General features: G+C 61.9%; 16 protein-coding genes. 9 read left to right on the forward strand and 7 right to left on the reverse strand.

Features of this window, described 5'->3' with window-relative positions; genetic code table 11:
• The first annotated feature begins 6 nt into the window (after window positions 1–6).
• Window positions 7–2265, forward strand: a complete 2259-nt coding sequence (gene parC, locus ACW4TB_RS24875; RefSeq protein ID WP_012316496.1) for a DNA topoisomerase IV subunit A — start codon at window positions 7–9, stop codon at window positions 2263–2265.
• 175 nt (window positions 2266–2440) lie between these two features.
• Entirely contained in the window at window positions 2441–3151 is a 711-nt protein-coding gene (locus tag ACW4TB_RS24880) for a PqiC family protein (protein WP_012316495.1), read from the forward strand.
• A 73-nt stretch (window positions 3152–3224) separates the two neighbouring features.
• On the opposite strand, the gene ACW4TB_RS24885 is transcribed toward ACW4TB_RS24880, so the two are convergent.
• Window positions 3225–4691, reverse strand: a complete 1467-nt coding sequence (locus tag ACW4TB_RS24885; RefSeq protein ID WP_012316494.1) for an AhpA/YtjB family protein — start codon at window positions 4689–4691, stop codon at window positions 3225–3227.
• Window positions 4692–4825: 134 nt separating this feature from the next.
• Between ACW4TB_RS24885 and serB the strand changes: the two genes are divergently transcribed.
• Window positions 4826–6040, forward strand: a complete 1215-nt coding sequence (serB, locus tag ACW4TB_RS24890; protein ID WP_012316493.1) for a phosphoserine phosphatase SerB — start codon at window positions 4826–4828, stop codon at window positions 6038–6040.
• A 69-nt stretch (window positions 6041–6109) separates the two neighbouring features.
• On the opposite strand, the gene asd is transcribed toward serB, so the two are convergent.
• The 3 genes from asd to ACW4TB_RS24905 are packed head-to-tail and all read right to left on the reverse strand — an operon-like array spanning window position 6110 to window position 9354.
• Window positions 6110–6973, reverse strand: coding sequence for an archaetidylserine decarboxylase (gene asd / locus ACW4TB_RS24895; protein WP_012316492.1), 864 nt, complete (start codon window positions 6971–6973; stop codon window positions 6110–6112).
• A gap of 9 nt (window positions 6974–6982) precedes the next feature.
• Window positions 6983–7792: a rhodanese-like domain-containing protein gene (locus tag ACW4TB_RS24900; protein ID WP_012316491.1), complete on the reverse strand. Its 810-nt coding sequence runs from the start codon at window positions 7790–7792 to the stop codon at window positions 6983–6985.
• A 44-nt stretch (window positions 7793–7836) separates the two neighbouring features.
• Window positions 7837–9354, reverse strand: coding sequence for an HDOD domain-containing protein (locus ACW4TB_RS24905; protein ID WP_455843101.1), 1518 nt, complete (start codon window positions 9352–9354; stop codon window positions 7837–7839).
• A gap of 148 nt (window positions 9355–9502) precedes the next feature.
• Here ACW4TB_RS24905 and motA point away from each other — a divergent pair, with 148 nt between their 5' ends.
• Both motA and motB read left to right on the forward strand, forming a co-directional pair.
• On the forward strand, window positions 9503–10354 hold the full coding sequence (gene motA, locus ACW4TB_RS24910) for a flagellar motor stator protein MotA (RefSeq protein WP_012316489.1): 852 nt from the start codon (window positions 9503–9505) through the stop codon (window positions 10352–10354).
• 3 nt (window positions 10355–10357) lie between these two features.
• The gene (gene motB / locus ACW4TB_RS24915) at window positions 10358–11377 is read left to right on the forward strand and encodes a flagellar motor protein MotB (protein ID WP_254466660.1); all 1020 of its coding nucleotides are present in this window, start codon (window positions 10358–10360) and stop codon (window positions 11375–11377) included.
• Between the two features lie 29 nt (window positions 11378–11406).
• Here motB and ACW4TB_RS24920 read toward each other — a convergent pair whose 3' ends face one another.
• Window positions 11407–11886, reverse strand: a complete 480-nt coding sequence (locus ACW4TB_RS24920; RefSeq protein WP_012316487.1) for a hypothetical protein — start codon at window positions 11884–11886, stop codon at window positions 11407–11409.
• A 114-nt stretch (window positions 11887–12000) separates the two neighbouring features.
• Window positions 12001–13032, reverse strand: coding sequence for a small ribosomal subunit biogenesis GTPase RsgA (rsgA, locus tag ACW4TB_RS24925; protein ID WP_012316486.1), 1032 nt, complete (start codon window positions 13030–13032; stop codon window positions 12001–12003).
• A 160-nt stretch (window positions 13033–13192) separates the two neighbouring features.
• Here rsgA and orn point away from each other — a divergent pair, with 160 nt between their 5' ends.
• On the forward strand, window positions 13193–13735 hold the full coding sequence (gene orn, locus ACW4TB_RS24930) for an oligoribonuclease (protein WP_012316485.1): 543 nt from the start codon (window positions 13193–13195) through the stop codon (window positions 13733–13735).
• Between the two features lie 93 nt (window positions 13736–13828).
• The gene (locus ACW4TB_RS24935) at window positions 13829–14440 is read left to right on the forward strand and encodes a trimeric intracellular cation channel family protein (RefSeq protein WP_003249516.1); all 612 of its coding nucleotides are present in this window, start codon (window positions 13829–13831) and stop codon (window positions 14438–14440) included.
• A gap of 28 nt (window positions 14441–14468) precedes the next feature.
• On the opposite strand, the gene queG is transcribed toward ACW4TB_RS24935, so the two are convergent.
• Window positions 14469–15533, reverse strand: coding sequence for a tRNA epoxyqueuosine(34) reductase QueG (queG, locus tag ACW4TB_RS24940; RefSeq protein ID WP_012316484.1), 1065 nt, complete (start codon window positions 15531–15533; stop codon window positions 14469–14471).
• Window positions 15534–15598: 65 nt separating this feature from the next.
• Here queG and ACW4TB_RS24945 point away from each other — a divergent pair, with 65 nt between their 5' ends.
• Window positions 15599–16459 (forward strand): NAD(P)H-hydrate dehydratase, encoded by an 861-nt coding sequence (locus ACW4TB_RS24945; RefSeq protein ID WP_254466658.1) that lies wholly within the window; start codon window positions 15599–15601, stop codon window positions 16457–16459.
• Window positions 16447–16920, forward strand: coding sequence for a tRNA (adenosine(37)-N6)-threonylcarbamoyltransferase complex ATPase subunit type 1 TsaE (gene tsaE, locus ACW4TB_RS24950; protein ID WP_012316482.1), 474 nt, complete (start codon window positions 16447–16449; stop codon window positions 16918–16920). The genes ACW4TB_RS24945 and tsaE overlap by 13 nt, the downstream gene beginning before the upstream one ends.
• The last annotated feature ends 10 nt before the right edge of the window (window positions 16921–16930 follow it).

Consider the following 16930-nt stretch of genomic DNA (forward strand, 5'->3'; position numbering starts at 1 on the left):
GCCCGCATGAGCGACTCACTGGAACTCAGCCTCGACGGCGTTGAACGCCGTTCGCTGGCTGACTTCACCGAACAGGCCTACCTCAACTATTCCATGTACGTGATCATGGACCGGGCCTTGCCGCACATCGGCGACGGCCTCAAGCCTGTGCAACGACGCATCGTCTATGCCATGAGCGAGTTGGGGCTCGACGCCGATGCCAAGCACAAGAAGTCGGCGCGTACCGTCGGCGACGTGCTCGGTAAATTCCACCCCCACGGCGATTCGGCCTGCTACGAAGCCATGGTGCTGATGGCGCAGCCGTTCAGCTACCGCTACACGCTGGTCGATGGCCAGGGTAACTGGGGTGCGCCGGACGATCCGAAGTCGTTCGCGGCGATGCGTTACACCGAAGCGCGCCTGTCGCGCTACTCCGAGGTGCTGCTCAGTGAGCTGGGCCAGGGTACCGTGGACTGGGTGCCCAACTTCGACGGTACCCTGCAGGAGCCTGCAGTATTGCCGGCACGGCTGCCGAACATCCTGCTAAACGGCACCACCGGTATTGCCGTCGGCATGGCCACCGACGTGCCGCCACATAACCTGCGCGAAGTGGCCAGTGCCTGTGTGCGCCTGCTCGACGAGCCCAAGGCCACCCTTGAGCAACTGTGTGAACACATCCAGGGGCCCGACTACCCGACCGAAGCCGAAATCATCACGCCGCGTGCCGAGATCCTCAAGATCTACGAAAGCGGCCGCGGTTCGATCCGTATGCGCGCCGTATACCGGGTCGAGGACGGCGACATTGTCGTCACTGCGTTGCCACACCAGGTCTCCGGGGCCAAGGTGCTCGAGCAGATCGCCGCGCAGATGCAGGCGAAGAAGCTGCCGATGGTCGCTGACCTTCGTGACGAGTCGGACCATGAAAACCCCTGCCGTATCGTGATCATCCCGCGCTCTAACCGCGTAGATGCCGATGAACTGATGCAGCACCTGTTCGCCACTACCGAGCTGGAAAGCAGCTACCGGGTCAACGTCAACATCATCGGCCTGGATGGCCGGCCGCAGCTCAAGAACCTGCGAGCTTTGCTCCTGGAGTGGCTGCAGTACCGTATCGGTACCGTTCGTCGCCGCCTGCAGCATCGCCTGGAGAAGGTCGAGAGGCGCCTGCACCTGTTGGAAGGCTTGCTCACTGCATTCCTCAACCTCGATGAAGTCATACACATCATCCGTACCGAGGAGCATCCCAAGCAGGCATTGATAGCTCGTTTCGACCTCACCGAAATCCAGGCCGACTACATCCTCGAGACGCGCCTGCGCCAGCTGGCCCGTCTGGAGGAGATGAAAATCCGCGGTGAGCAGGACGAATTGCTCAAGGAGCAGGCCAAGCTGCTGGCCCTGCTCGGCAGCGATGCCAAGCTACGCAAGCTGGTGCGCAGCGAACTGATCAAGGATGCGGAGACTTACGGCGACGACCGCCGGTCGCCGATCGTCGCACGCGCCGAAGCCAAGGCGCTTTCGGAAAACGAGTTGATGCCGACTGAGCCTGTCACCGTAGTGCTGTCGGAAAAAGGCTGGGTGCGTTGCGCCAAAGGCCACGATATCGATGCAACCGGCCTGTCGTACAAGGCGGGGGATGGCTTCAAGGCTGCAGCAGCGGGGCGTTCCAACCAGTTTGCCGTGCTCATCGACTCCACCGGGCGCAGCTACTCGGTGGCTGCGCATACCTTGCCATCAGCGCGTGGTCAGGGCGAGCCGCTGACCGGTCGCCTGACGCCGCCGCCGGGCGCTACTTTCGAGTGCGTGCTGTTGCCGGACGATGATGCGCTGTACGTGGTGGCATCGGATGCCGGTTACGGCTTTGTAGTCAAAGGTGAGGATTTGCAGGCCAAGAACAAGGCCGGCAAGGGGCTGCTGAGTTTGCCTAACGGCGCCAAGGTCATTAGCCCGCGCCCGGTGGCCAACCGTGAGCAGGACTGGCTGGCGGCAGTGACCACCGAAGGTCGCTTGCTGGTGTTCAAGGTCGCTGACCTGCCACAGCTGGGCAAAGGCAAGGGCAACAAGATCATCGGTGTGCCCGGTGATCGTGTCGCCAGCCGTGAAGAATATGTTACAGATCTTGCGGTAATCCCCGAGGGCGCGACCCTTGTATTGCAAGCTGGCAAGCGTACCCTGTCTTTGAAGCCGGATGACCTTGAGCATTACAAGGGCGAGCGCGGACGGCGGGGTAGCAAGCTGCCACGTGGGTTCCAGCGCGTTGACGGTTTGCAGGTGGAAGGTCCGGCGTAACCGGGTGAAATGCCTGGGGCGGCAATTTCAGCGCCGTTCCAGGCAGAAATGCTGGAGTCGGACCGACATTTCGCGGATGATAGTGCCCTTGTGGTGCCGGCGTGGCCGTGTGCCCGATTGAATCTATATCAGTATCAATGCGGTTAGCCTGGTGGCGACCGCCTGGATGGGATGAATGAAATTTCTGCGCCTTCCATTTGCGCTGTTGATGACGGGCCTGCTGGGGCTGGGCGGATGCAGCATGCATCAGCCGGTTGCCCTGTATCAGCTCGACAGCGGTGATCCTGGCCAGCCCTCGCAGAGTGCGGGCATGGCCGTGGTGCTCGGCCCAGTGTCGGTCGCCGATTACCTGCAGCGCGAAACCTTTTTGCAGCGCCAGGCTGATGGCAGCTTGAGTTCGGCGACGGATGGTCGTTGGGCCGGTAGCCTGTCGGCAGACATCGACCAACTGTTGGTGCGTCAGCTGGCCTGGCGCCTGGACAGCCAACGGGTGGTTCTGGCACCGGCCAGCAGTGGCTTCTCGCCTGACGTACAGGTCTTGCTGTCTATCACCCGTCTGGACTCGGGCAAGAACCAGCCAGCTATCCTCGACGCCCAATGGCGTTTACTGGACCGTCGCGGCAATGTGCGCGACAACCGTATCGTTCACCTCGAGCAGCCGCACGAAGGTAGCGAGTCGTCGCAGGTGCAGGCTCAGGGGCAGTTGTTGCAGAAGCTGGCAGAGCAGTTGAGCGCTGCCGTAAAACCCTTGGCCAACCAGCCAGCGATTGCTGAAGAGTCGCGCAAGAAACCTGCAGCACCGGTTCAGGTCAAGAAGACACCGGAGAAGTCGAAGATCCCCATGGCTTCGCCTATTCGGACCGATATGGAAGTTTATCGGTTCTGATGTTTGCCCCAGATACAGAAAAGCCCGCACATGTGCGGGCTTTTTTGTGGGTGTCAGAGCAGGGCGCTCGGTATCAGGCCCTGCGCTCGTGCATCCGCGCCAACTGTCGCTCCAGCATCGAGGGGTAAGGCTCCATCAAGCGTTCGACACAGCAGGCGCCTTCAGGGCTGGCAATCGGACGAATCCGCGCACGCTGGCGAATCAGCGAGTCATCACTGATCTGCCGCTCCACCAGCAGCAGGTTACGGCTGTGCTGGGAGAGAGCCAGGGCGTCCTGGGCTTTTTCGGTCATTAGCAGGTCTACCTGTTCCAGCCCCTGCAGGTCATCACCCAAGGCCAGGCCCAGTTGCAGTTGCAAGGTGATGCCACTGTCGGCTACCTCGATCTGCAGGGCGTGGCCGAGTGCGCGCAGCAGCTCGCCGCAGCAGATTGCGTTAGTCAGGTAATCCTCGCCGCAGTCGCGGCTGTGGAACAGCACCAGAGTGCTACCGTCGTTGAGCGTGTGGGTCTCGCCATCGTACAGCGACGCGGCCTGCTCCAGGCAGTCGCGGTAGCGTTCCAGCAGCTCGGTCAGGCGGGTGCGTGGCAGCCGGCGCAGTTGCTCCTGCGAGCCCAGCTGAACGGCCAGCACCGCAGTGCTCTGCGGCTCGTCGGATTCGACTACGGCTGCCTTCGGCGCGCTTTCTTCATGGTCCAGCAGGCCGGCAAAGGCTTCATCGTCGTCTTCATCGTCTACTTGGGCGGCAGCCTTGGCCCGTGGCGCGGCTTTGACCGGCGCAGGGGCATCGTGCAGGTCGTCGAAGTCGTCTTCATCTTCGTATTCCTCCGGCTCCGGCTCTGGAGGCGGCGGTGGGGCCAGGCGGGCATGCAACTGACGGGCAATATCGCCGATCTCATCCTGACGATCGATTGCCGGGGTGTAGGGGTGCGGGTCACGCAGCCATACGCGCAGTTGTAGCAGCGGCAGGGTGATGTGGCGGCCTTGGCGCAGGCTCAGACTCAGTGCCAGGGCCAGCAGGATCGCGGCCAGGATGCCCATGCTCTGCAGGCTGATCAGCATCGGCTGTTGGAACTGGCTCATGTCCAGGCTGATGCGCAGCTGCCCGGCCGTTACGTCCTGGAAGGTGATCTTGGTCTGGTACAGGCCTTCGGCCTCACCCAGCAGGCTGTTGCGTGGGCGCTGCCCGGCTTCTGCCAGGATGCGGTTATCCACGCTATAGATAGCCGCGTGGGCCACCAGCGGGTTCTTCACCAAATTGCCCAGCAGCACGTTGAGGCTGAGGATGTCGTTGGACACCAGCAGCTCGGTCGCTGATGTGGCTGTCTGGGTGGTCAGGCTCTGGCCAAGGGCGTCAGCCTGCTCGTGCATGGCCTGCTTGAACTGCAGACCCATCACGCAGGCATAGATCACCAGCGCCAGCGCCACCAAGAAAATGTTGGTGCTGGCGATGCGCAGTGCCAGGGGAACGCGACGTTGGCGCAGGGCACGGAAGATCATGAGGAAGAAATTGTCTGGTTTGACGGGCGTGGGCCGGTTCACAGAGCGCGGCTCTTAATGGCATGAAAGTGCGCGCAGTATAGCGACCCGAGTTTTGTCGGCAAAGTATCGTTGGCGCCCGATGGTCACGGAAAATCGGTAGAATGCGCATTTTTCATCGAAGTCGGAGCCAGGTTGTGCGCGAAATCGTTCTGATCAACATCACCGGTGAGGACCGTCCGGGTCTCACTGCCGCCATCACCGGCGTCCTGCTCCAGGGCGGTGTGAACATTCTCGACATCGGCCTGGCTGTCATGCACGGCACCCTGTCGTTCGGCATTCTGGTCGATATTCCGGACAACGAAGTGGCCACCAGCCTGTTGCAGAGCGTGCAGTCCAAAGCCCATGAGCTGAACCTGCAGGCCCGCTACACGCCGATTTCCGAGTCTGACTACCAGCATTGGGCCGATGGCCAGGGCGAGGCCCGCTACATCGCTACGGTCCTCAGCCGCAAGATCACCCCGGAGCAACTGCAGCGTGTCAGCGCGGTCATCAGCGAGTACGGCCTGACCATCGAGCGTATTGAGCGTTTGTCTGCGCGTGTTGCGCTGGGCGCGCAGAGTGAAAAGGGCAAAGCTGCTCTGGAAATTTCCGTGCGCGGCGAGCCAAGCGATGCCCAGGCACTGCGTGCCGACTTCTTTGCATTGTCCGAAGCGCTGAATATCGATATCGCCTTCCAGAAGGATGATCTGTTCCGTCGCAACCGCCGCCTGGCAGTGTTTGACATGGATTCGACCCTGATCGAGGCCGAAGTCATCGACGAGCTGGCCAAGGCTGCAGGTGTCGGTGAGCAGGTGGCGGCGATAACCGAACGGGCAATGCGCGGCGAACTGGACTTTCGCGCCAGCTTCAAGGAGCGCATGGCGCTGCTTAAAGGCCTGGATGTTGGTGTGCTGGACCAGATCGGTGCTTCACTGCGCCTCACCGAAGGTGCCGAGAACCTGTTCGCCGAGCTCAAGCGTATGGGCTACAAAACCGCGATCCTCTCGGGTGGCTTCACCTATTTTGCCAAGCAGGTGCAGGCGCGCCTGGGCATCGATTATGTGTTCGCCAACGAGCTGGAAGTGGTTGATGGCAAGGTGACCGGCGTGGCAGTAGAGCCCATCGTCGATGCCCAGCGCAAGGCAGAGCTGCTGCAGCAGTTGGCGAGCGAAGAGGGCCTGCAACTGGAGCAGACCATTGCCGTAGGTGACGGTGCCAACGACCTGCCGATGCTGTCGCTGGCCGGCCTGGGCGTCGCCTTCCGCGCCAAGCCACTGGTGCGTCAGTCGGCCAAGCAGGCCATTTCGACCCTGGGGCTGGACGGCGTGCTCTATCTGCTGGGGCTGCGCGACCGCGACGCGCGGGGCTGACTCAAGCCTCGCTGACAAAAAGGCCCTGCATGACTTCAATCATGCAGGGCCTTTTTCATTTTTCCAGAATCAAGCCTGCACGGGAACTGCCAACAGCTCACCCATGCGCGTTGCCGAACCGGCACCCAGGGTTTCAGCCCACTTCACCTGCTCCGGCCCAAACAGCACGATAGCTGTGGAGCCCAGCTTGAAGCGGCCCAGTTCCGCACCCTTCTCCAGATGGATCGGCGCACGGCTGCCTTCGTCATAGCGGAAGGTCTTGAGTTCGCGTTTGGGCGGGGTAACCAGGCCGGCCCATACGGTCTCGATCGAGGCAACGATCATCGCCCCCACCAGCACGACGGCCATTGGCCCGCGCTCGGTGTCGAACAGACACACTACACGCTCGTTGCGGGCAAACAGCTCGGGGACGTTTTCTGCGGTGGTCTGGTTGACCGAGAACAGGCGACCCGGCACATAGACCATTTCGCGCAAGGTACCGGCCAGCGGCATGTGCACGCGATGGTAGTCCTTTGGCGACAGGTAGATGGTAGCGAACTCACCGCCCATGAACGGGGCGGCCAGCGCCGGGTCGCCGCCGAGCAGCTCCAGAGCGCTGAAACTGTGGCCCTTTGCCTGGAAGATGCGGCCGTGCTCGATCGGCCCCAGCTGGCTTACAGCGCCATCAGCCGGACAGAGGATTGCCCCCGGGGTTTCGTCGAGCGGGCGTGCATCTGGCTTGAGGGCACGGGTGAAGAATGCATTGAAGTGTTCGTAGGCGGTGAGGTCTTCGACCAGTGCCTCGTTCATGTTCACCTGGTAGCGCTTGGCGAACCAGGCGGTGAAGGCATTCTTGAACCAGCGTGCGCGGCACTCGGCGACGCAGCCGGCGAGCCGCGACAGCAGATGGTGCGGCAGCAGGTACTGGCTGATGATGAACAGACGGGATTTCATGCAGGTTCCTTAAACTTCTACAGGCGTGTCCGGATGGTTGCCCCATTCGCTCCACGAGCCGGCATAGGCCTTGACGCGTGGGTAGCCTAGGGCTTTGGCCACCAGGTAAGTAAAACCGGAGCGGCGGTGGGACTGGCAATGGGTGATCACCTCCTTGTCGGGGGTGATGCCCAGTTGCTGGAGGACTTGGGCGATGTCCTGGCGGATGCGCAGGTGGTCGTTGAGGTCCATGCCCGCCGTCCACTCGAAGTTGATCGCGCCGGGTATATGGCCACCTTTGGCTGCCAGGACCTTTTCACCGGAGAATTCTTGTGGGGCGCGGGCATCCCAGATCACCAGGTCATCGGCGCCCAGGCGGCTTTGCAGGTATTCGCGAGTGGCCGTCGGTTCGCTGTGCAATTGCAGGCGTACCGGTGCGGTGGCGGGCGCGGGTGCCTCCGTCGAGAGCTTGTCCGCCGGCCAGGCCTGGATGCCGCCATTGAGGTAATGGCAGGCCTTGTGGCCGATGACGTCGAGCAGCCAGATGAAGCGCCCGGCCCAGCCGCCACCCTCATCGTCGTACACCACGTAGACCGCATCATCCCGGTGGCCGAGTTCGCCGAACAGTTTTTCCAGGTCGCCAATAGCCGGCAAAAGCCCCGGCGCGGGCGGCAGGCCCAGTTGGGTGCGCTTGCCTTCGACAAAGCGGGCGCCCGGGATATGACCGCTGACATAGCGGTTGGCGCTGCTCAGGTCGACCAGGATCAGCTGGGGGGAAGCCAGGCGCGCAAGCAGGTCCGCAGGCTCGATCACCAGCGGTAGTCCGGCAAAATCAGTCATCCACGGTCTCCAGTGTGGAAAGAGGGGCGATTGTAGCGCAAGGGTCAGGCATTGCGGTTGGCAAACACCGCAAGGGCGCGCTCGATACATTGCGCGGTTTTGCCGAACGCCTGGACACTGACATCGGCCAGCGGTTTGCCGCCTTGGTCGGCCACCGCCAGCATCAGTACCTGGTTGTTGACTGCCAGCGAGCGCAGCAACAGGTGTTCGCTACGGAAGAACGCGCGCAATGGGGGTGGCAGCAGTGCCGCGAACTGGGCATGGTTGTCTGGCGACAGGCGCAACTGTGCAGCCTGCCCGACCAGTTTCTGCAACAGCTTGCTCTGCGTTACGGGCAAGGCGATTGCTGCAGCCTCCTTGGGCAAGCCGGCAGTCTGTTGTACGCGCAGGTAATCACTGGCCCTGTCCAGGGTCAGCAGCATGATGCGCTGCATGCCGCAGGCCAACAGTGCTTCGCGGGCCTGGGTAGCCAGATGCACGGCATTGGTGAACGGGCTGGGCTGTGCCAGCAGCTCCTGGCACAGCTTGCGCCAATGGCCGAGCGCCTCGCTGGAGGGCGGTGGCGGCGTCAGCATGTCCGGGTGCGGGCGACGCTGTTCCCAAGGCCAGATCAAGGCCTCGGCAGGGTGGAACAAGGCATGCTTGGCGTGCCGGCGGGCACTGGCGGCGGCCTGCTGGTGAACTTGCTGTTGCACGTCCTCCAGTGAGGTTTGCAGGTACAGTGCGGTGAGCAGTTGCCAGCGCAGCAGGTGCGGGTTGTCCCAGCCAACCTGTGCCGCAAGGGCCAGGTTGTTGGCCAGCAGCACGGTATTGGCCGGCTGGTTGAACCAGCGGCTCAGTGCCGGCGCCTCGTCCAGGCGGTGCTGTTGGCTGAGCAGGTCCTCGTCGCGTGCGATGCTCAGTATCTGCCCCAGTTGCTCACGCTCTTCGAGCAGCATGCGGTAACCCTGGGTTACCCATTGCGACAGGCGCCAGTGTTCAGCCATGGCTTGGCACAGTGCCAGGATGCGCACGCCAAACAGCTCCTGCTCGACCTCTTCAGCCTCTTCGCCCTTGTGGATCACCCGCAGTTCCCACGCATCCAGCAGCTTGGGGTAGGCCAAGGCCATCGGCCATAGGGGCGAGAGGAACAGCAGGCTACCCCAGTGAATTTCCTGCCACAGCCGCGCAAGTCGGCTGGCGAACAGGCCGCTGGCCTGCTGCGACGCATGCTGGCTGATCAGCAGGAACTGTCGCAGTACCGGCGGTATGTCGTCGTCCGGCAGCGCTGGCAGGCGGGTAAGCAACTCCCTGCTGCGCGCCAGGCCCAGCCTGTTGAGGGCGATTTCCAGGCTTTCGGCGGGCTCTGCCTGGCTGGCGTTGGCGGGATGATTGGCCTCGCGCATCACCGACAGCACCAGGGCCGGGCTGTCCTGCATCAGTTCGGCGATATCGCGAAGCGAACGGCGGCTATCGTTGATAGCGCTCATGACCCGGTCGTAACTCTGCTTCGGCACCGGTACACGAATACCGTCAAGCAGCTTTACCCAGGCCTCTAGCGTACGCGGATTCTGAGTGGGCACCTTGGATTCCATTGGCATTTTGACATCAGTCCGAACTGGCTTTTCGCTTTGAGTGGCTATAGTCTGGCGCAGTTCTGCCGATAAGTAGAAGAAGAGTTTTAAAGCTCCCGTCCCTCATCCTGACCACGACAGCAAGTGCTTTGAACCTATGGCTAAAATTATCGGCATCATCGTCGTATTCGCGAGCGTGCTCGGCGGATATGTGCTCTCCCACGGCAAGATCGCGGCACTGATCCAGCCGTTCGAAGTGCTGATCATCGGCGGTGCAGCCTTTGGCGCCTTCATGCAGGCCAACCCCGGTTACATGACCATGCATGTAATCAAGAAGTCGCTGAAAATGTTCGGCACGCGCTTTACCCATACTTTCTACCTGGAAGTGCTGGGCCTGGTGTACGAAATCCTCAACAAGAGTCGTCGCGAAGGCATGATGGCGATCGAGAGCGATATCGAAGACGCCGCAGCCAGCCCGATCTTTGCCAAATACCCAGCGGTGCTGGGTGATGAACGCATGACTGCCTTCATCTGCGACTACCTGCGCATCATGTCCACCGGCAACATGGCACCCCACGAGCTCGAAGGCTTGTTCGACATGGAGCTGCTCAGCATGAAGGAAGAGCTCGAGCACCCGTCGCACGCGGTCAACGGCATTGCCGACGGCATGCCCGGTTTCGGTATCGTCGCTGCGGTACTGGGCATCGTGGTGACCATGGCGTCGCTGGGTGAAGGCGACCAGGCTTCGATCGGCCTGCACGTCGGCGCGGCTCTGGTCGGTACCTTCTTCGGTATCCTTGCAGCCTATGGTTTCTTCGGCCCGCTGGCCAAGTGCCTGGAGCACGATGCCAAGGAAGAGCTCAACCTTTATGAGTCGATCAAGGCTTCGCTGGTCGCTTCCGCCTCTGGCATGCCACCTTCGCTGGCCGTTGAATTCGGACGCAAGGTGCTTTATCCGAAGCATCGCCCGAGCTTTGCCGAGCTGGAACAAGCAGTTCGCGGTCGCTGAGTCATGGAAAACAATCAGCCGATAATCATCAAGCGCGTCAAGCGCTACGGTGGTGGCCACCATGGCGGCGCCTGGAAGATCGCTTTCGCTGACTTCGCTACGGCGATGATGGCGTTCTTCCTGGTGTTGTGGCTGCTGTCCACCGCCACGCCCGAGCAGAAGATCGCCATTGCCGGCTACTTCAAGGACCCGATCGGTTTCTCCGAGAGCGGTACGCCTTATGTGATCGACCTTGGCGGCTCGCCCCAGCTTGCGCCGGAAAAGACCATCAACCCGGAAGAGAAGTCCGAGCCTACGCCCGATACCAGCATCCAGTTGGACAAGGACCAGGTCGAGACCATGGCTGAACAGGTTGAGCGAGAACGCCTCGAACTGCTGTTGCAGGAGCTGCAGAACAAGGTCGAGGAAAACCCGCAGCTGCAGAAGTTCAAGGACCAGATTCTCTTCGAGATCACTCAGGACGGCTTGCGCATCCAGATCATGGATGCCGAGAACCGGCCGATGTTCGACATCGGTAGCGCCCGCCTGCAGCCGTATTTCGAGGACATTCTGCTGGCCATGGCCGACACCATCAAGGCGGTGCCGAACAAGATAAGTGTCAGTGGCCACACCGATGCCAAGCCTTATTCGGGCAGCAGCGAGTTCGGCAACTGGGAGCTGTCGGCCAATCGCGCCAATGCCGCACGGCGTGCGCTGGTTGCCGGTGGCTATCCGGATGACCAGGTCGCGCGGGTGGTGGGTTATGCCTCGTCTTCGCTGTTCGATCGCAAAGACCCGTTCAACCCGGTAAACCGCCGTATCGACATCATCGTCCTGACCAAGAAGGCCCAGCGCAACATTGAGGGTGAGCAGGGTACGTCGCCTGCACAGCCAAGCCAGCCAGCGCCGCCTGCCAGCGCGGCGCCTGATGCTTCGGCGGCACCTGCTGCGCAGGATGCACCGATGCAGCCGCGTGAACTGCGCCAGAAGCTGAACATCTTCGAGGAAGGCACCTTGAGGATGGACGAGCCCAAGGACCAGTGACGCAGGGGCCGCCCAGCGGCCCCTATGCATCAGAACCCTCGCCGGATCTTGGCCTTCAGATCCGCATGAAAGAAGTCAGCATTGTCCCTGTCGGCACAGCTTCCGCGACCCGGCGGCAGCGTCATGGCACGGGTGAATGTGCACTCATCGTGATAGGCCCGCACAAACAAGTCGATGTGCCTGCGCTCACGCATTACCGGCCATCTGCCAAAACACTCAGGTAGAGTGCCGCCGTTTCTTTGATAAAAGCTTACACGTCGGCTGCTCATGACTGCAGCCCCCAGCAGCCAGGGTGTCCACCAGTCGGCGGCGGCCCATTCGGACAGAAGGCCAATCCAGTGGGTTGCATCGCTCATGTTTCGGCAGAAGCTGCCATACAGATCTTCGCGGGTCTGCCCTTGACAGTCGAACAGGACCAACTGCGCAGGAATGCTTTCGAGCAGCAGGCGTTCATTGAGGATAAAGGCGTCAAGCCGCTCTTCGTGGCGGTAAGTGATTAAAACCGGCATCGCGGTTGCCCTCCCTGATAGGAAGTCATGACCATCAGGGAAAGCTGCAGGCGGGGCAATAGATGACGGCAAAACCGGAAGAGTCCTACGCGCCCTGGTAATATTTCCTACTAATCAGTAGCTGTCTTCCGGCAGGCTGGCAATGATCGAGCGGTAGCTGTTCATGCGCTGCTGCTTTATACGGCCGTCTTCCAGTGCCTCGAGCAGCGCACAGCCTGGCTCGCGATCATGCTTGCAATCGCGAAAGCGGCAGGTGCCGAACAGGTCGCGGAACTCGATGAAGCCATCTTCCACATCATCACGACTGACATGGCCAAGGCCGAACTCTCGGATGCCTGGCGAGTCGATCAGGTCGCCGCCATTGGGGAAGTGGTAAAGGCGCGCGGTGGTGGTGGTGTGGGTGCCTTGGCCCGACCATTCGGACAGGTCACCGACCCGGGTGTCGGCAGCAGGCAGCAGGCTGTTGACCAGAGAAGATTTGCCCACACCCGACTGGCCGACGAACACGCTGATATGGCCGTCCAGCATTTGCTGCAGGCGCTGCATGCCGTCGCCATGGTGGGCGGAAACCTCCAGCAACGGGTAGCCTAGGTCGCGGTATACCTCGAGCAAGGCATGCAGGGCCGGGCCGTTCTCGTCGTTGATCAGGTCGGCTTTGTTCAGCAGCAGCAGTGGGCGGATGCCCGCGTGCTCGGCAGCGACCAGGTAACGGTCGATAAGATTCGGGTGCGGCTCGGGCGCTGGTGCGAAGACGATCACGATGAGGTCGACGTTGGCGGCAACCGGCTTGAGCTGACCGTGATTGTTGGGCCGGCACAGCTCGGTGCTGCGCGGCATCTGCGCGACGATTACGCCAATGCCCTGGTTGCCGGCACGCCAGACCACGCGGTCACCGGTGACCAGCGCCGGCAGGTTAGCGCGCAGGTGGCAGCGGAATACCTGGCCTGCAAACTCGCCGTCCTGGGCCTCCACCTCGACCTGCACACCGAAGTGAGCGATCACCAGACCCAGTTGCTCCGGCCCCAGGTCGCCACCTTCCAGCTCCTGCAGCGCATGCTGCTCGCGTTTGGCGGCGCGAGCGGCGCGTTCGTTCTGGATCTTTTCGATACGCCAGTTTTGGCGGCGATTGAGTTGGCGTTTGGCCATTATTGTTCCGTGCGAGTTGCGTGAGAGAGCCGTAGTGGGGCATTGAAAGCGGCAGGCAGTTTAGCACGACGGGTGGCGGACCATTCTGGTTACCTTTGCGCCGGGAATGCGCGGGGCTATGCCGCTAGGCTAATATGACGGCCTATACGAGGAGCCCTTCATGCAGAACCCACAGAACCTGATCTGGATCGATCTGGAAATGACCGGCCTGGATCCGGACAGCGACGTCATCATCGAGATGGCCACCATCGTCACCGACAGCGAGCTGAACACGCTGGCCGAAGGGCCGGTGATAGCCATCCACCACAGTGACGAAGTGCTGGCGCGCATGGATGAGTGGAATACCCGCACCCATGGTGGCTCGGGGCTGACCCAGCGTGTACGCGAAAGCAAGGTCAGCATGGCCGAGGCCGAAGCGCAGACCATCGCCTTCCTGGAACAATGGGTTCCCAAAGGCAAGTCGCCAATCTGTGGCAACAGCATCTGCCAGGACCGCCGCTTCCTCTATCGCCATATGCGCAGCCTGGAAAACTACTTCCACTACCGCAACCTTGATGTCTCCACCGTGAAGGAGCTTGCTGCGCGCTGGGCACCGGACGTGCGGGACAGCTTCAAGAAGGGCAGCACCCACTTGGCGCTGGACGATATCCGCGAGTCTATCGCCGAACTGCGCCACTACCGTACGCACTTCATCAAGGTGTGAGTCGAACAAGGGCGCATAGAATGTGCGTGCGCCCTCTTTTGGTGCCTTGGGCAACTGGTTAGACTGCGCGCCTTTCCCGCACGGACCCGCGCCATGTTGTTGATGCTCTACCTTATCGCCATCACCGCCGAAGCCATGACCGGCGCCCTGTCTGCCGGGCGCCGGGGCATGGACTGGTTTGGCGTGGTACTGATCGCCTGTGTGACTGCCCTGGGTGGTGGCTCTGTGCGTGATGTTCTGCTCGGGCATTACCCACTGACCTGGGTGAAGCATCCGGAATACCTGGTGCTCACCAGCTTTGCCGCGCTGCTGACGATTTTCATCGCACCGATGATGCGCCGCCTGCGGTCACTGTTTCTGGTGCTGGATGCCTTGGGGCTGGTGGCCTTCACCCTGATTGGCTGCATGACTGCGCTTGAGATGGGGCAGGGCATGTTGGTGGCGTCGATCAGCGGTGTCATTACAGGGGTATTCGGCGGGATCCTTCGGGATATTTTCTGTAACGACATCCCGCTGGTGTTCCGGCGTGAACTGTATGCCAGCGTGTCTTTTGCCGCGGCGTGGTTTTACCTGGGCTGTGTGTATTTCAAGGTGCCGGCAGAGCAGGCCATGCTGCTGACCTTGTTTGGTGGGTTCCTGGTGCGGCTATTGGCGATCCGCTTCCATTGGGAAATGCCGAAGTTTCACTACAACGACCAGCAGTGAAACCTCAGGGGCTCCTTGGCGGCCCCTGCTATGGAATGCCATGCCGCGCCAGCGCCCACTCCACATGCTCACGCACCAGCTCCGACGGGTCTTCCCGGCGGGCCTTCAAGGCTTCCAGCACCGGAATCGTCGACGGTGCATTGCCCAGGCCCACCGCCAGGTTGCGTAGCCAGCGCTCATACCCGGCGCGCCGCAAAGGCCCACCCTCGGTCTTGCGTAGAAAAGTCTTTTCATCCCACAGGAACATCTCGGCCAGCTCGGCATTCTCCAGGCCATGCCTGGGCTGGAAGTCGTTTTCCTGGGTTGGACGTGCAAAACGATTCCACGGGCAGACGATCTGGCAGTCATCGCAACCGAACACCCGATTGCCCATCATCGAGCGCAGCTCCACGGGGATGGCGCCCTTCAACTCGATGGTCAGGTAAGAAATGCAGCGCCTGGCATCCAGCACATAGGGCCCGACAAAGGCCTTGGTCGGGCAGATGTCCAGGCACGCCTGGCAGCGTCCGCAATGCTCGCTTGTATGCGCCTCGTCCACCGGCAGCGGCAAGTCGACAAACAGCTCGGCCAGGAAAAAGTAGCTCCCAGCCTTGCGATTGAGTAGCAGGGTGTTCTTGCCGATCCATCCCAGGCCTGCCTGTTCGGCGATGGCCTTTTCCAGTACCGGGGCGCTGTCTACGAACGCCCGGTAGCCGAACGGACCGATGTCTTCCTGGATGCGATCGGCCAGGTGCTGCACGCGTTTGCGCACCAGCTTGTGGTAATCGCGGCCTAGGGCGTAGCGTGATACGTAAGCTTTTTCAGGCTGGGCCAGGCGTTGCGCCATCTGCGTGTCGCCGGGCAGGTAGTCCATGCGCAGCGAAATCACTCGTACGGTGCCTGGGATCAACTGGTCGGGGTGGGCGCGCTTGCCATCGTGGGCGGCCAGGTATTCCATCTCGCCCTGGTAGCCGGCGTCGAGCCAGCGCTGCAGGTGCTGTTCGTGCTCGCCAAGGTCCACACCGGCGATGCCGACGTGGGCAAAACCGAGTTCACGGCCCCAATTTTTGATCGATTGGGCCAGGGCGGCGAGGTCAAGTGTGCAAGCGGACATGGATGGGCAAGGCAATACAGGCTCAGGTGCGTATAATTCTGCCAGACATTGGAGCCTTTGACCCCATGCCGCAGACCAAACACCAAAGCCATGCCCCGCTACTGCTAAGCAGCGTGACCGTCACGCGCCTGCCCGCCAGGCATCCGCACGCCCACAAAGGTGACTTCGGCCACGTGCTGGTGGTGGGCGGCGACCTCGGTACCGGTGGCGCAGTGCTGCTGAGCGCCGAAGCCGCGCTGCGCTGCGGCGCCGGGCTGGTCAGCGTGGCGACTCGCCCCGATCACGTGGCCGCAAGCCTTGCCCGCTTGCCCGAAACCATGTGCCTGGGGGTCGAGTCGGCCAACCAGCTGATGGGGGTATTGGAGCGCGCTTCGGTGCTGGTGGTCGGTCCAGGGCTGGGCCAGGCCGCCTGGGGGCGCAGCCTGCTGTCGGCTGTTGCCAATGCCGAGCGGCCGCAGGTATGGGATGCCGATGCACTCAACCTGCTGGCGCGCACGCCTCTGGCATTGCCCAGTGGCAGCATTCTTACCCCGCATCCTGGGGAGGCCGCACGTTTGCTGGGCATTTCCACCGAGGCTGTGCAGGCCGATCGCCCAGGCGCCGCTCGCAAGCTGGCGCGCCGCTATGCCAGTGTTTGTGTGCTCAAGGGGGCCGGTACTCTGGTCGCGGATCCGGCGGGGCAGTTGGCGCTGTGTCAGCGCGGGCATCCGGCAATGGCGGGGGCGGGCTTGGGTGACGTGCTGACGGGTGTGCTGGCCGCATTATTGGCCCAAGGGCTGGATGCCTGGCGCGCCGCAGGTCTTGGGGTGTGGTTGCACGCGTGTGCCGGCGAGCGGTTGGGTGTGAAAGGTAGAGGCCTGGCAGCCAGTGATCTGGCGCCGGTCATTCGTGAGTTGTTGGAGGAGCATTCTGCGTGTCTGGCATAACCCTGTTTCTGGCCGATGAAGAGGCCACGGTCAAATTCGGTGCATCACTGGCCGAGGTGACCGGCGGTCGCGGCATCATCTTTCTTGAGGGCGACCTGGGTGCGGGCAAGACTACGCTGTCCCGTGGCCTTATTCGTGGCTTGGGCCATACTGGTGCAGTGAAAAGCCCGACCTTCACCGTGGTTGAACCCTATGAGATCGGTGACGTACGCGCCTTCCATTTCGACCTGTATCGCCTGGTCGATCCGGAGGAACTGGAATTCATGGGCATTCGCGACTACTTCGAGGGTGACCCGCTGTGCCTGTTCGAGTGGCCAGAAAAGGGTGCGGGCGTTTTGCCAAAGCCTGACCTGACCATTACCATAAGCCCCCAAGCGGGCGGACGCTCGCTGATCCTTTCGCCGCAGGGGGCTCGCGGCGAGGCCTGGTGCACTGCGCTGGCCAAACACTATAAACAGTAAGTGGGGTAGG

This window comes from Lelliottia jeotgali (genome assembly GCF_977070485.1).